This window comes from Saccharicrinis aurantiacus (assembly GCF_001660705.2).
In the GTDB taxonomy this organism is placed as follows: domain Bacteria; phylum Bacteroidota; class Bacteroidia; order Bacteroidales; family Marinilabiliaceae; genus Saccharicrinis; species Saccharicrinis aurantiacus.
Map to the genome: position 1 here is coordinate 1 of NZ_LYBV02000038.1, position 13,524 is coordinate 13,524.

Genomic DNA, 13,524 nt, shown 5'->3' on the forward strand with positions numbered 1-13,524 from the left:
AGCTATCCCTTAAATCGGATATGCGTTTGTGCAATACGGCAAACTTCCCTTCGCATAAATTCAGTTCTTTTGCCAAGTGTTTAATGTCCTTTTCGAGTAGGTCAGTTTTGGCTTCCACCGTTTCTTTGGTCGCATTCTTTGCCAGTGCATTTCTTATGATGTAAGACAAAACACCCACTATTAATGAGCTAAAGGCTGCTATGACTACCCAATAGAATTTTATGGTCATTTCTTCCATGATTAGAATATTTTAATGGTTTCGTTACTGCCGTTTGGAAAACGGTTTTTCTCCATGGTGGCTGATTGATTTTCGATGTGCATAATGGCATCGCAATCATGCTCCCAGTCGCTTCCCCCTTTTGATGTACCATCACGATTGGCTTTAAAAACAAGCACAAATGATGTATTGGGGAATTGCCTCTTCAATGCTTTAAAATCATCAGGTTTAATACCTATGGTTTGGGTACTATCAAAGAATACCACATCGTATGCTCTAAATTGCTTCGGATTATAATCCTCCACAAAATCGATGGGCTGCGTGATATTCAAACGCAATAACTTCTCTTGAAGCGAGGCTTTTACACCTTCTTCGTTGGAGATATAAAGTACTTTAAGTTTGCTCTTCACCAGAACATTGGCCAGCAACATGGCTACGGAACTTTTGCCATTGAATCTCTTCCCATAAATCATCAGATAAAACGGACTATAAGGTTGCCCGAGCAGTTTACCAAACTTACCGCCAATGCGTAAAGTAGAAAACTTCATTTGAGCCAATTCACTTGCTGATACCACTTGATCTGGCGAAACTGAGATAGACTTATGCTGATTAGTTGCCCTTACAATTGTACCACTACTTTTGGGCGATGGAGTAGTGGTGTTTACTTTCCCAATCCGGCTATTCCTTTTAGGCCATTTAGCTGGACACTTGTAACAAGTAATTTATCACTCTCCAGGTAATCGTTTAAATGCTTCTGCACCTTCTTAATCTGATCATATTCCTTTTCTGATTGCTTCACTTTCCCATTTTTCAGTGAATTGGTAATGGTAGTGAGTAGTCGTTGTGCTTTTTCCTTTGTGATGTTGCCATACAGATTTATAAAACGTTTAATAAGTCCAACAGCCGGGGTAACGCCATAGTCATCCACAATATTTTTCAGCTTCGTGTAAATTGAAGTAGGAACTTCAAACTTACATGTGGCATTCATCTCCTTATAAGTCTTAATCAAATCATTGCTGATGCTTTTTATCTCAGAAGCGTACTTACTCGTTTTTCGGATGGTTTTCTCAGTAGCTGCCTTCTGAATAACTTTATATAAAAGTGACACCTGACGTTCGGTAACGATCTTGTTATGAAAATTCAGGTAGCGCCTAATTACCTTTATTTCCATGGGGATTAAATCCACTTCAATGGCTTTTCGTTTGGCTTGTTTGAGCTGCCGAGTCGTTTTACCTGCTGTTGTCTTTTTCTTTGGTGCTTTAGATTTTGTGCTAACCTTTTTTGCAGGAGCTTTCTTTGGGGATGTACTCTTCTTAGGGGTATCTTTTAGATAAGGCTCCACAATCTTAAAATGATTATCCAACATCTCTTTGATATCCTTATCTTCATTGTAAAAATCGGCAAATGAATCAAACTCCTTATGAGCTTCCTGGGCTACCTCTGGTAATTTCTTAAAATCGACTCCTTTAGTGGCTTCTTTGTAGTTCTTTATTGTAAGTTTCATATCTATCTGTATTACGTTTTAGTTCCTATTTTTCCTACTTGGCTAGTGCTTGCTTTTGTTTGATGCGGATGGCTTTGGCTCTAATCTTAGCAAGAGCTAATTTTCGATCTTTACCTACAATCACACCCTTATTTACACTGCCTTTCTCCGTCAAATCGATGTATTCATCTGCTCTTTGTTTGGTGAATGGCATAAAGGACTTTAGCTTAAATTGCACCTTTGCCGCTTCTATCAAATTGTCGAAACACTTATTGATGTAGGTGCGCTCCTTTCCCTGGGGGTAAACCGGATGGGCAAACATGCCTCCTGATACCAGGTAATTATTCTCCCGATTCTTTTCCTTCAACTTATCGTAGATGTAGCATTCAAAGCTTCTAGCAAACAGTTCAGCCGTATTCTTCCAATATGAGCCTTGTTGTTTCGAATAGTGGTACAAATAGCTATCGGTTGACTTTTTGCTGTTTGTATGCGCATCAGTAAAACTTATCAATGATTTTTAAAATCAAAGATTCGCCAGTCATATCCAGCAAAGCCTTATCTAAATACCAAAGAATCGAGGGCACAGTACGTGAAAATGGCAGAAACAATTCATCAGGTATTAAGCGAAGCTATTGTTATTGATGATTTGAAGAAGCTATATACCATAGCAACAAACGGACAAATTGTTCCAAGAACTGATTTTACAATGCTCTTTGGTAAGAAACTACGTAATCTAATTTCTGTGCTTTACGGCTATTCGAGTGGTGTTGGTGTGGCAAAGAAAACACTCACTGAAGCTCGCCAATATTCAGGTGTAAGCAAAGAAACGGCTGCACCTCTTTACAAGAACCTAAAAACCTATTACGATAAGCTCATTGAAAAACAACAAAAGTGCATTGATTCAGCAAAACAGATTATCTCATCGGCAGATTTAAAAAGTCATAAATACAGTGATCTGACTTTTAGAGGCGGTATGCTTTCAAGTATGAATAGTATTCCTGAATATGTGAAGTATGTGGAGTCGGTTTGTACTCGCTTTATCAATGATTATATAAAGGAATTTGATACCAAAAAGGAGCATTTCCCATACAAAGAATTCAAACCAGATTGGTCATGGTCAGATACTAATCAAAAAAGAAAATCAGAAGGCAATACAAAGCCAAAAATAGCAGCCATAACGCTTAGCTATATTAAGCGCACTGGTGGTTTGTTTATTGAGAAAGCAGATGAACAGACTGTCATTCATAAACTGCATTTTAAATCGATAACTCTAGGAAACTACGTAAAGGACAATGAAGCCCAGGAGCACATACGACATTTTGTGGCATCCATCGTTGACTTATGCGAGATATTGGATATTGATTTAAGTATAAATCAAAAGCTGGCCATCGGTTTTGGAGCATTTGGACGAGGAGGAAAAGCCATGGCAACCTATTATCCAACTCGGCAATTGATTAACCTCACCAAACGCAATGGTGATGGTTCTGTGGCGCACGAATGGGGACACTTTTTCGATCACTTTTTGAATGAATTTGGTTTGAGTAGGTTATCCCTATTATCGGAAACCACTTATGATTTAATCCTAGAGAAATTTGGTCGAAATAGAACTTACCTGAATAACTCAAAGAAATCATTCCGTAAGGCTTATTTCATAAGCACCCTGGCATATATAATAGAAACTGGAGTCACACAGACACCATTCCATAAAAGCATGGCAGCGTTGGTGAGTATGATGCGTTTTGGATACAATCATGAAGATAAATCATTGATAAGTTTTACTGATGCGCATACAAACAGCAAAAAGTCAACCGATAGCTATTTGTACCACTATTCGAAACAACAAGGCTCCTATTGGAAGAATACGGCTGAACTATTTGCCAGAAGATTTGAATGCTACATCTACGATAAACTGAAGGAAAAGAATCGGGAGAATAATTACCTGGTATCAGGAGGAATGTTTGCCCATCCAGTTTACCCCCAGGGAAAAGAGCGCACGTACATCAATAAGTGTTTCGATAATTTGATAGAAGCAGCAAAGGTGCAATTTAAACTCAAGTCCTTTACGCCATTCACCAAGCAAAGAGCAGATGAATATATCGATTTGACTGAAAAAGGTGGTGTAAACAAGGGTGTAATTGTCGGTAAAGATCGAAAATTAGCTCTTGCAAAGATAAGAGCCAAAGCCATCCGCATCAAACAAAAGCAAGCACTAGCCAAATAGGAAAAATAGGAACTAAAACGTAATACAGATAGATATGAAACTTACAATAAAGAACTACAAAGAAGCTACCAAAAGCATTGATTTTAAGAAATTACCAGAGGTCGCTCAGGAAGCCCATAAGGAGTTTGATTCATTTGCCGATTTCTACAATGAGGATAAGGATATCAAAGAGATGTTGGATAATCACTTTAAGATTGTGGAGCCTTATCTAAAAGATACCCCTAAGAAGAGTACATCCCCAAAGAAAGCACCTGCAAAAAAGGTTAGCACAAAATCTAAAGCACCAAAGAAAAAGACAACAGCAGGTAAAACGACTCGGCAGCCCAAACAGGCCCAACGAAAAGCCATTGAAGTGGATTTAATCCCCATGGAAATAAAGGTAATTAGGCGCTACCTGAATTTTCATAACAAGAGCGTTACCGAACGTCAGGTGTCACTTTTATATAAGGTCATTCAGAAGGCAGCTACTGAGAAAACCATCCGAAAAACAAGTAAGTATGCCTCAGAGATTAAAAGTATCAGCAATGATTTGATTAAGACTTATAAGGAGATGAATGCTACCTGTAAGTTTGAAGTTCCTACTTCAATTTACACGAAGCTGAAAAATATTGTGGATGACTATGGCGTTACCCCGGCTGTTGGACTTATTAAACGTTTTATAAATCTGTATGGCAACATCACAAAGGAAAAAGCACAACGACTACTCACGACCATTACCAATTCCCTGAAGAATGGAAAAGTAAAGCAATCTGAAAAGGAGTACGATCAGATTAAGAAGGTACAAAAGCATTTAAACGATTACCTGGAAAGTGATAAATTGCTAGTCACAAGCGTTCAACTCAATGGCCTAAAAGGAATAGCTGGATTGGGAAAGTAAACACCACTACTGCGTCGCCCAAAAGTAGTGGTACAAGAACAAGGGCAGTAAATCAGTCTATCTCAGTTTCGCCAGATCAAGTGGTATCAGCTAGTGAATTGGCTCAAATGAAGTTTTCAACTTTACGCATTGGCGGTAAGTTTGGTAAACTACTAGGGCAACCTTACAGCCCATTTTATCTGATGATTTATGGTAAGCGATTCAATGGAAAAAGTTCGGTAGCCATGTTGCTGGCCAATGTTCTGGTGAAGAGCAAACTTAAAGTACTTTATATCTCCAACGAAGAAGGCGTAAAAGCCTCGCTTCAGGAAAAGTTATTGCGTTTGAATATCACGCAGCCTATTGATTTTGTGGAAGATTATAACCCGAAGCAATTTAGAGTATACGATGTGGTATTCTTTGATAGTACCCAAACCATAGGTATTAAACCTGATGATTTTAAAGCATTGAAGAGGCAATTCCCCAATACATCATTTGTGCTTGTTTTTAAAGCCAATCGTGATGGTACATCAAAAGGCGGAAGCGACTGGGAGCATGATTGTGATGCCATTATGCACATCGAAAATCAATCAGCTACCATGGAGAAAAACCGTTTTCCCAACGGTAGTAACGAAACCATTAAAATATTCTAATCATGGAAGAAATGACCATAAAATTCTACTGGGTAGTCATAGCAGCCATTAGCTCATTAATCGTGGGTGTTTTGTCTTACATCATTAGAAATGCACTGGCAAAAAATGCGACTAAAGAAACGGTGGAGGCCAAAACAGACCTGCTTGAAAAGGACATAAAACACTTGGCAAAGGAACTGAATTTATGTGAAGGAAAGTTTGCCGTATTGCACAAACGCATATCCGATTTAAGGGATAGTTCCAAGGAAATATACGTGAGCAAGGAGCTATTCCATCAAACCATAAAACAGCTTAACGAGAAGCTAGATACCATACTAAAATTTGTAGAGAAATGAGAAAACTATTTTCAAAACTAAGCAACGCAGGAGTTGCAAGCACACTAAAAGAAGGAACAAAACTGATAGATGAAATTTTCACCACCAAGGAGGAAAAGCTCCAGGGTAAAATGGAACTTTTCAAAATGGCTGTTTCAGACCGAGACTCAGCACGAAATATGTATGCCAAAGACAACTGGTTACAAAAGACCTTTGCAATCTTCTTCCTGATTGCATGGTGTACTTTAACACTTGTGATGCTTAATTATTTCGTGTTTCAAACCATTGAATTACAAGATTGGCAAATTGCCTTTATAAGCAGTATCAATGGCGGCATATCCACCAAACTAAGCACGATAATCGACTTCCTTTTTGGAGGTTCAATAAGTGGAGTAAATGATGTAAAACTGAAATCTAAACGATCATGAAACATATAAAAACATTTGAGGAGCTCTTTGCTGGAGTTATCAAGCACGAAGGATATTATGCCAATGTAGAAGGCGACCGTGGTGGTGAAACTTATATGGGTGTTGCAAGAAATTTGCATCCTGATTGGAATGGCTGGAAGTATATTGATGCATATAAAGAGACCTATGGAAGTATTAAGAGGAATTTTAAAATAGATGTTCCGGAACTAACACAATTGGTTAAAGAATTCTACAAAGCAGAGTTCTATCATCTATATAATATTGATAAAATTAAACATGGTTCCCTACAAGAAATCATCTTTGATTGGTGTGTCAATAGCGGCCATTGGGGAGCCAGAGGTGTTCAAAGAACTTTAAACCAGTTCTTCGATTATGAACTTAAAATGGATGGGATTATTGGTAAACAAACGTTAATGGCTATCGATAAATGCCATACTCAAACAGTATTTGATGCTATAAAAATGGCTAGAATCAATTATTATCACACAATAGCCAAGCGAGGACAGAACTTTAAGTTTTTAAACGGGTGGTTGAAGAGGGTCAGTGAGATTAAATATGACAGTGATCTTTAAGCTGAAAAAGATTATTAAACTTTTGAAGTTAGAGTAATAGATCACATCGAATAACAATTGATATGAATTTAAATACTAATAGATTATTTTGGTGTGGCTTACTCTAGTATTAGACTTAATACCCTAACCACTTTTTAAAATCAGTAGCTTTAAGTTTACTAATAACTATATCGACCTTAAAATTGCAGTTTGTTTTAATCTTAAGTTTACTGTTGAAATAATAACTAATGTGCTTTATAGCGTCACGGTGCAAGATAAACTGACGGTTGGCTCTAAAAAAGTTTTTAGGGTCAAGTTCGTTCTCTATTTGATCGAGAGAGCTGTTGACTGTATATTCCTTATTATCGAAGGTTTGACATTTAACAATTCCTAAATCGAGATGAAATGAAGCAATATCCCTAACAGATACCGGATATAATTTGTCTTTACTTCCCAACAAAAAAGTATTCTTATATTCCTTTTTGGCAGAAATGATCTCGTGATAAAAGGATTTAAATATATCTTTATAGAGCAATTTCGAGTTTTGCTGGTCGAACTTTTTTAGGGCAAACTCTAGCTCATCCTGTATCAAAGGTTTTAAAAGGTAATCAATTCCATTAACCTTAAATGCTTTTATAGCATACTGGTCAAACGCAGTAATAAAAATAATGGGAGTATTGATGTGTATATGATTGAATATTTCGAAAGATAAGCCATCTGCCAAATGAATATCCATAAATATTAGGTCAATACCAGGATTAGTTCTGAAGAACTGGATACTGTTCTTAACCGTATCTAACACATTCACTATCTCAACTGAAGGAACTAGTTGTTCGAGCATATTTTTAAGCTGCTCTTGCGCCCCCCATTCATCTTCAATTATTACTACTCTCATAATTACATTTTGATTGGAACTTTAACAGTGAAATTTTCATTCTTAATAATTTCTATATCTCTTTTCATAAGGATCATACATCTTTTTGAGAGACCTGAAATTCCATTTCCAGTGCTGGTAATACGGTTGCGTCTTTCCTGAAGAGGGTGAACTACACAGAGCATATCACCTTCAATATATATTGACACAGTAAGTGGTTTCTCAGAAGAGATCTCATTATGCTTAACGGCGTTTTCTATTAATAGTTGAAGCGCCAATACAGGAATTAATGCAGTTTTATGTTCGTTAGATATATTTACCTCCACATTAAACTGAGAACCAAAGCGAATATTCATCAACTTTGTATAACTCTCAATAAAGAATAATTCATCTTCGATACTAACTAGGTCGTGCTCCTTATTCTGCAGTATATACCTGTAAAGTCGCGATAGATGTGTTGTAAATAATGAAGCTTTATCTGCATCAATTTTAATGAGTGCATTTAATGTATTAAGAGAGTTAAACAAAAAGTGAGGATTTAAAAAATCGCGTACTTCTTTTAGTTCACTTTGTAGTTTTTCACTCTTGTATTTTTCCTTCTGGATACGTTCTAAGTCACTTTGTTTCTGAAATTTTAATGTGCGAGATAGAATAACTAAAATCGAGATTACTACACTCCAACCAAATAAATATCTTGTAATACCATCTCTGATACTCTCAGCAGATCCGAATGCATAATTCCCTAAAATAAAAATAAAAAATATACTTAATGCGATAAAAATGGTTCCTATAATTGATATGGCGGTAGGACTCTTATAATATAGATTGAAGGGTAAGTTTATTTTCAGGCGAAGATTAAAACTTAGTATAAACCAAGCTAATAGAAAGATCATTAATAAACTATATATCCAAGGGAATAATAATTCTGAGAGCGGTACCTTATATGCCTTATTCAAAAATAAGTTAACACTATCTATTGTAATCGATAGGTTTATTAAAAATGAAAAGAGTAAAGAAATTACAATAATAGTTCGCTCCTTAATATTTTCTGCTATTAGTTTTTCCACTGCTACTTATTAAAAGTTAGTTGAGATGAAGTTTTATAATATAAAACCAAAAGTTATTGCGGTTCAATAACTATAACCACACAAATATATTTAATTAATAGTACTTGTGCTATGATCTTTGTAGTACAATAAACAAAAGAAACCGTATTACTAAAAATACAGTTTCATTTAGCTTAAATGCTTATTAATAGAGTTCTAATCTAGAATCTTATACCGCAGCCTATTTGCACAGCATCATTTCGTAAGCCATTATTAACATCAGTTAATCCCCACATATACTTTGCTTCTAAGCAAAAAATAAGTATTTCAAGACCTGCACCAGCATATACATTTGAATCGTACCAATTGGCTTTATTATCATATGGACTTCCTTTTTCTGAGATTTTGAAATTCACCATGGCACCGCCAACTGCATATAATGGTCCTACTTTGAATTTAAGTCCTAATGGTACACCGATATAATTAAGCACATAATCATTATTCTCTATTTTGCCACCCATTTGCATATATTCTATTCCTGAATGAAAAAACATAAAAGGCAGCATTTTGGTGTCTCTAAAGGCACCAGCATAATAGCCATTTAACGACTGCCCTTGTTTGTGCGAATTAAGCATCAAACTTGAATTTTGATATCCTGCACGTACACCAAAATGTTTGTCTTGGGCCATTAAGTTAATTATACTTCCAAATAATAAAATGGTAATAAAAGCAACAACTAATAACTTCTTCATAATTTATAATCTTTGTTTAAATTGAACGCAACAAAAGTAGGCTGCCTTTATCCATAATTTATTTTTTTTTGTTGCGAAATGGCTTCGATTTATTGCGAAATGGAAGAATCTTTATCGTAAATGGAAATAATCTTGGAGGAGCTATCTCGCATTTGCAGTTACCTCTATTTTTAGCACTTAAAAAAGTTTCCTAGTTGCGAAACTATTTTGTAGGTTTGGCGTTTCTTTATCATTATGAGTAACGAAAGTATATTAGATAGGTTTGCGGAAGCATACCGTATAGATGGCTTTCCACCATTGGCAGGAAAGATAATGGGTATATTTTATTCGTCTGACATAAAGTATTTTAGTTTTAGTGATTTAGTTAAGCTATCGAAAGCGACTAAAGGTTCAGTAAGTAAAACCTTAACACTCTTAATTGGCTTAAACCGTGTTGCGTTTATAAACTCTAAAGAGCGAAAAGGAAAGCGCTTGTTTTATCTTGATACCAAGGGAACCCGATTATTTTTAGAATTGATTATTAATAATTATAAGAAACAAGATTTATTGTTAAAAGAGTGTTTGAATTTAAGGTCTGATGAGAATCTAGAAATGAATAAGTTTATTAAGGATTCGCTTGATTTTAATGCAGATGTACTTAATCTGTTAGATGAAAAAATGAATAAATATTTTAATTAATTATGAAGCATATTATTATCTTATTTTTCTTCGCTATTCTATGTAATGTAGGCTTTGCGCAAAAACAACTTAGAATAGGAATTCTGGATGAGAAAATTAACTCGGAATCTGATTTGTATCTCGATCAATTAAAAAAAGAGATTAACTCTCTGGTTGGAAAAGGGAGTAATGTTGTTTTTAACCAAGTGTTGTTTAATAACTACGACATTAACAAAGCTAAGGAGAACTACAATCAGCTGATTGATTTACAATCTGATATTATTATTTCCTTCGGTGTTGTAAATACTATTATGTTGTATCAACAACAAAATTATATTAAACCTACTATTATTGTTGGGGCAATTAATAACGATTTGGTTGATATACCACTAGGTCAATTAACTTCAGGCGTAAATAACTTAACTTACTTGGTCACTCCATTTTCTTATAAGGAGGATTTAGATACATTTAAGGAACTTACCAACTTCCAGAATATTGGTATTTTTGTAGATCAATACCTACTAGATTTATTGCCCATTGAAGGCGTCTTTCAAGAGTATTTTAGGGAGCAAGCAAGCACGTACAAATTAATAGGATTAAATAAAGATAGCAATATTGAGAGTTTAGTTTCTGATATTGATGCTGCTTATCTTGTTTCATACAATAGCATTAGCAATAATCAATTTGGAACTTTAATTGATTCTATCAATGCAAAGAAAATCCCTTCGCTTACAGGTTATGGGGTTACTGATGTCGAAAGAGGAGTGTTAGCAAGCAATCAGCCTGAGGTTAATTTCACTCAAATTTTCAGAAGAATAGCACTTAATGTAGAAGAAATAAATGGTGGAGAAAATGCATCGAACTTACCATTACACATTAATTATAGTAAGCAATTATCTATCAACTCAAGTACAGCAAATCAAATTGGCTTTCCCATCAGAAATAGCATGTTGGTTAAAGTTAATCTTATAGAAGGTGATAAAACAAGCTACGCAGATAACATCTATTCGATGATAGATATTATGAATGGAGTGGTGGACTCTAACTTGGGATTAGCTGCCGAACGACAAAATATTGAGCTTAGTAAACAGGATGTTAAAAGTTCCAAAAGTCAATATTTACCTGATTTAGGTGCCAATGTAAGTGCAGCATATGCTGATCCTGATTTGGCAGAAGCATCCAGCGGACAAAACCCAGAATTTTCAACTGCGGCTAATGTTAGTTTATCTCAGGTAATTTATTCAGAGCAAGCAAGTGCTAATATATCCATACAGAAAAATATTCTGGCTTCGCAAAAAGAGAGTTATAATGCTTCAGAGTTAGATGCCTTGCTTAATGCATCAATTTTGTATTACAATGCTTTAGTTTTAAAAACTAATTTAAGTATTCAGTCTTTTAATCTGAAACTTACAAAGCAAAATTTAGAAATAGCATTACAAAATTATGAACTTGGTGAGTCTGGTCAATCTGATGTATTACGATTTAAAAGTCAGTTGGCGCAAAATACACAAAGTGTAATTGAGTCTCGAAATAGTTTAAGTCAAGCTTATTTTGATATAAATCAACTGCTGAATAAACCTATTTCTGATCAGATAGAATTGAAGGATACATTGATTGGAAATGTATTAAATGACCAATCGAGTTATGCATTTCTATTAAAGGCATTAGACGATCCATCACAACAACAAGTGTTAGTTAACTTCTTTATCGAAGAGGCAAAGCGCAATGTTCCTGAATTGAAGAATATAGACTATAATTTAGAAGCAGTTGAAAGAAACTTTCGCTTAAACGATAAAGGTAGATTTGTTCCAACATTAGCACTTCAAGGTCAGTATAATCATACCTTAAGTAAATCTGGTGCAGGGTCTACTACACCGGCTGGTTTTCCTGTAATTCCCGATGGTTTTTATAATGTTGGCGTAAGTTTATCTCTTCCTATTTTTCAGCAGAGTACAAGAAATATTAATCGACAATCTGCCTTGATTCAACAAGATCAGTTGAATATCCAAAAAGAAGATTTTGAACTGAGTATTGAAAAAAATATTAATGCAATTGTATTAGATATTATTAATGAGATTACAAATATCGAGATTTCTAAAGTGGATTTAGAATTTGCAAAGAAGAGTTTAGAATTATCTCAGAATGAATACCAAAATGGAGTTATTCCTGTAATTCAACTCATCGATGCTCAGAATAATTATTTCCAGGCGCACATAGCTAATGCCACAGCACAATACAATTTCAGAATTGTATCGATGAAGTTACAGCGTATGATAGGTAATTTCTTTGATATGAATTCGGAAGCTAAAAATGATGATTTTGTATTGCGAGCCAAGCAATTTATAATGGATTAACAAACTCAAAAAAACGAACATGAAATATTTAAATCACACTCTTGCAATGCTTGTGCTAGTTATTATAATTAGTGCTTGTGGTAATAAAGAAAAAAAGAAAGAAGAAGTAATTAAACCTGTACGGTACGAAGTTGTAGCAAAAATGAATGCTCAAAAAGTTCGGAGTTATAGCGGAGTTGCTTCGGCTAGTAACAAAATTGAATTGAGTTTTAGAACCAGTGGTATTGTATCTGTATTGAAAGCGAAAATTGGGCAACGGGTCAAAAAAGGAGATTTATTGATGAGACTCGATAATGTACAAGCACAACTTACCTACGAGCAGTCTATCTCTGCATTAAAAAGTGCTCAGTCGGCTATGAATACTGCTAAATCAAGCTTAGAGCGAAGTAAAGCCTTATATGAAAAGGGGAGCCACTCTTTAAGCGAGTACGAAACGGCTAAAAATAATTTTCAGAATGCTCTTGATAAATTTGAATCAGCAAAGCGCAAGAAGGATATAGATCAATCTCAGATTAATTACGGTTATATATATGCGCCTAAAAGCGGAGTTTTAGCTGCTGTGGATATCAGTTTGAATGAGACTGTTGGATCAGGACAAGTTGTTGCGATATTAAATGCAGGAGATGATGTGAACGTATTAGTTGGTTTACCTGAAAATGTAATTAATAACGTTGCACTTGGGATGACTACCGAAGTAGAATTTTCTTCGGTTACGGGTCGAACATTTACGGGTAGTGTGATAGAGGTATCTCCAATAGTCGATTCGAACACGTCCACTTTTCCCGTAAAAATAGATATCAATAAGCCGATAGAATCTATTAAGCCCGGCATGGTTGCTAATGTTACATTTACTTATGGATCAGATTCTGATTCGGGTTCAAACCAATTAGTTGTGCCTGTTAAAGCTGTTGGCGAAGATGGTAATGGCAATTTTGTGATGTGTATACAAACTTCTGATAATAAAATTGGGATTGTAAAAAAACAAAACATTACGCTTGGTGAGTTAACAAATAATGGATTTATAGTCCTTAAAGGACTTGAAGAAGGTCAACTTATAGCAACTGCTGGCTTACAAACATTATTGAATAATCAGAAAGTAAAATTACAATAACTCTTAT

At 35.2% G+C, this 13,524-nt stretch carries 16 protein-coding genes; 9 read left to right on the forward strand and 7 right to left on the reverse strand.

The genetic code is table 11. The features are described from left to right. The 4 genes from A8B35_RS19635 to A8B35_RS19650 all read right to left on the reverse strand — a co-directional run. Nucleotides 1-238, reverse strand: a 238-nt coding sequence (locus tag A8B35_RS19635; RefSeq protein ID WP_139314952.1) for a hypothetical protein, incomplete at its 3' end; no start/stop codon positions are given. A 2-nt stretch (nucleotides 239-240) separates the two neighbouring features. Next, a complete protein-coding gene (locus tag A8B35_RS19640; RefSeq protein ID WP_068475268.1) occupies nucleotides 241-765 on the reverse strand; it encodes a P-loop NTPase family protein in 525 nt (174 codons plus the stop codon). Nucleotides 766-878: 113 nt separating this feature from the next. Next, on the reverse strand, nucleotides 879-1,721 hold the full coding sequence (locus tag A8B35_RS19645) for a hypothetical protein (RefSeq protein WP_068475271.1): 843 nt from the start codon (nucleotides 1,719-1,721) through the stop codon (nucleotides 879-881). A gap of 34 nt (nucleotides 1,722-1,755) precedes the next feature. Further along, nucleotides 1,756-2,211 carry an LPD1 domain-containing protein gene (locus tag A8B35_RS19650; RefSeq protein WP_068475273.1) on the reverse strand — a complete coding sequence of 152 codons (456 nt, stop codon included), beginning with the start codon at nucleotides 2,209-2,211 and terminating at the stop codon, nucleotides 1,756-1,758. A gap of 84 nt (nucleotides 2,212-2,295) precedes the next feature. Between A8B35_RS19650 and A8B35_RS19655 the strand changes: the two genes are divergently transcribed. From A8B35_RS19655 to A8B35_RS19680, 6 genes are all read left to right on the forward strand, one after another. Then, the gene (locus A8B35_RS19655; RefSeq protein WP_068475275.1) at nucleotides 2,296-3,921 is read left to right on the forward strand and encodes an LPD1 domain-containing protein; all 1,626 of its coding nucleotides are present in this window, start codon (nucleotides 2,296-2,298) and stop codon (nucleotides 3,919-3,921) included. A 34-nt stretch (nucleotides 3,922-3,955) separates the two neighbouring features. After that, complete coding sequence (locus A8B35_RS19660; RefSeq protein WP_068475277.1) at nucleotides 3,956-4,798, forward strand: hypothetical protein; 843 nt, start codon at nucleotides 3,956-3,958, stop codon at nucleotides 4,796-4,798. Nucleotides 4,799-4,905: 107 nt separating this feature from the next. Continuing rightward, the gene (locus tag A8B35_RS19665) at nucleotides 4,906-5,430 is read left to right on the forward strand and encodes a P-loop NTPase family protein (protein WP_068475280.1); all 525 of its coding nucleotides are present in this window, start codon (nucleotides 4,906-4,908) and stop codon (nucleotides 5,428-5,430) included. An 11-nt stretch (nucleotides 5,431-5,441) separates the two neighbouring features. Continuing rightward, entirely contained in the window at nucleotides 5,442-5,765 is a 324-nt protein-coding gene (locus A8B35_RS19670; RefSeq protein ID WP_139314953.1) for a hypothetical protein, read from the forward strand. Beyond that, nucleotides 5,762-6,172: a hypothetical protein gene (locus tag A8B35_RS19675; protein WP_068475284.1), complete on the forward strand. Its 411-nt coding sequence runs from the start codon at nucleotides 5,762-5,764 to the stop codon at nucleotides 6,170-6,172. The genes A8B35_RS19670 and A8B35_RS19675 overlap by 4 nt, the downstream gene beginning before the upstream one ends. Continuing rightward, entirely contained in the window at nucleotides 6,169-6,744 is a 576-nt protein-coding gene (locus A8B35_RS19680) for a glycoside hydrolase family 108 protein (RefSeq protein WP_068475286.1), read from the forward strand. Before A8B35_RS19675 ends, A8B35_RS19680 begins: the two co-directional genes overlap by 4 nt. A gap of 115 nt (nucleotides 6,745-6,859) precedes the next feature. On the opposite strand, the gene A8B35_RS19685 is transcribed toward A8B35_RS19680, so the two are convergent. The 3 genes from A8B35_RS19685 to A8B35_RS19695 form a co-directional block, all read right to left on the reverse strand. After that, a complete protein-coding gene (locus tag A8B35_RS19685; RefSeq protein ID WP_068475288.1) occupies nucleotides 6,860-7,618 on the reverse strand; it encodes a LytR/AlgR family response regulator transcription factor in 759 nt (252 codons plus the stop codon). A gap of 2 nt (nucleotides 7,619-7,620) precedes the next feature. Next, entirely contained in the window at nucleotides 7,621-8,664 is a 1,044-nt protein-coding gene (locus A8B35_RS19690; protein ID WP_068475290.1) for a sensor histidine kinase, read from the reverse strand. Nucleotides 8,665-8,864: 200 nt separating this feature from the next. Beyond that, nucleotides 8,865-9,395, reverse strand: a complete 531-nt coding sequence (locus A8B35_RS19695; RefSeq protein ID WP_068475292.1) for an outer membrane beta-barrel protein — start codon at nucleotides 9,393-9,395, stop codon at nucleotides 8,865-8,867. 234 nt (nucleotides 9,396-9,629) lie between these two features. Here A8B35_RS19695 and A8B35_RS19700 point away from each other — a divergent pair, with 234 nt between their 5' ends. Genes A8B35_RS19700 through A8B35_RS19710 form a run of 3 tightly spaced genes read left to right on the forward strand, consistent with a single transcriptional unit; the run spans nucleotide 9,630 to nucleotide 13,517 of the window. Continuing rightward, nucleotides 9,630-10,073, forward strand: coding sequence for a hypothetical protein (locus A8B35_RS19700; protein ID WP_068475294.1), 444 nt, complete (start codon nucleotides 9,630-9,632; stop codon nucleotides 10,071-10,073). A gap of 2 nt (nucleotides 10,074-10,075) precedes the next feature. After that, complete coding sequence (locus A8B35_RS19705) at nucleotides 10,076-12,406, forward strand: TolC family protein (RefSeq protein ID WP_068475296.1); 2,331 nt, start codon at nucleotides 10,076-10,078, stop codon at nucleotides 12,404-12,406. A gap of 19 nt (nucleotides 12,407-12,425) precedes the next feature. Beyond that, on the forward strand, nucleotides 12,426-13,517 hold the full coding sequence (locus tag A8B35_RS19710; RefSeq protein ID WP_068475298.1) for an efflux RND transporter periplasmic adaptor subunit: 1,092 nt from the start codon (nucleotides 12,426-12,428) through the stop codon (nucleotides 13,515-13,517). Nucleotides 13,518-13,524: the final 7 nt, after the last annotated feature.

Bases quoted from the DNA above. Each gene is read 5' to 3' on its own strand.
- A8B35_RS19640 (WP_068475268.1), bottom strand. From the start codon at position 765: ATGAAGTTTTCTACTTTACGCATTGGCGGTAAGTTTGGTAAACTGCTC.
- A8B35_RS19645 (WP_068475271.1), bottom strand. From the start codon at position 1,721: ATGAAACTTACAATAAAGAACTACAAAGAAGCCACTAAAGGAGTCGAT.
- A8B35_RS19655 (WP_068475275.1), top strand. From the start codon at position 2,296: ATGGCAGAAACAATTCATCAGGTATTAAGCGAAGCTATTGTTATTGAT.
- A8B35_RS19660 (WP_068475277.1), top strand. From the start codon at position 3,956: ATGAAACTTACAATAAAGAACTACAAAGAAGCTACCAAAAGCATTGAT.
- A8B35_RS19665 (WP_068475280.1), top strand. From the start codon at position 4,906: ATGAAGTTTTCAACTTTACGCATTGGCGGTAAGTTTGGTAAACTACTA.
- A8B35_RS19670 (WP_139314953.1), top strand. From the start codon at position 5,442: ATGACCATAAAATTCTACTGGGTAGTCATAGCAGCCATTAGCTCATTA.
- A8B35_RS19675 (WP_068475284.1), top strand. From the start codon at position 5,762: ATGAGAAAACTATTTTCAAAACTAAGCAACGCAGGAGTTGCAAGCACA.
- A8B35_RS19680 (WP_068475286.1), top strand. From the start codon at position 6,169: ATGAAACATATAAAAACATTTGAGGAGCTCTTTGCTGGAGTTATCAAG.
- A8B35_RS19685 (WP_068475288.1), bottom strand. From the start codon at position 7,618: ATGAGAGTAGTAATAATTGAAGATGAATGGGGGGCGCAAGAGCAGCTT.
- A8B35_RS19695 (WP_068475292.1), bottom strand. From the start codon at position 9,395: ATGAAGAAGTTATTAGTTGTTGCTTTTATTACCATTTTATTATTTGGA.
- A8B35_RS19700 (WP_068475294.1), top strand. From the start codon at position 9,630: ATGAGTAACGAAAGTATATTAGATAGGTTTGCGGAAGCATACCGTATA.
- A8B35_RS19705 (WP_068475296.1), top strand. From the start codon at position 10,076: ATGAAGCATATTATTATCTTATTTTTCTTCGCTATTCTATGTAATGTA.
- A8B35_RS19710 (WP_068475298.1), top strand. From the start codon at position 12,426: ATGAAATATTTAAATCACACTCTTGCAATGCTTGTGCTAGTTATTATA.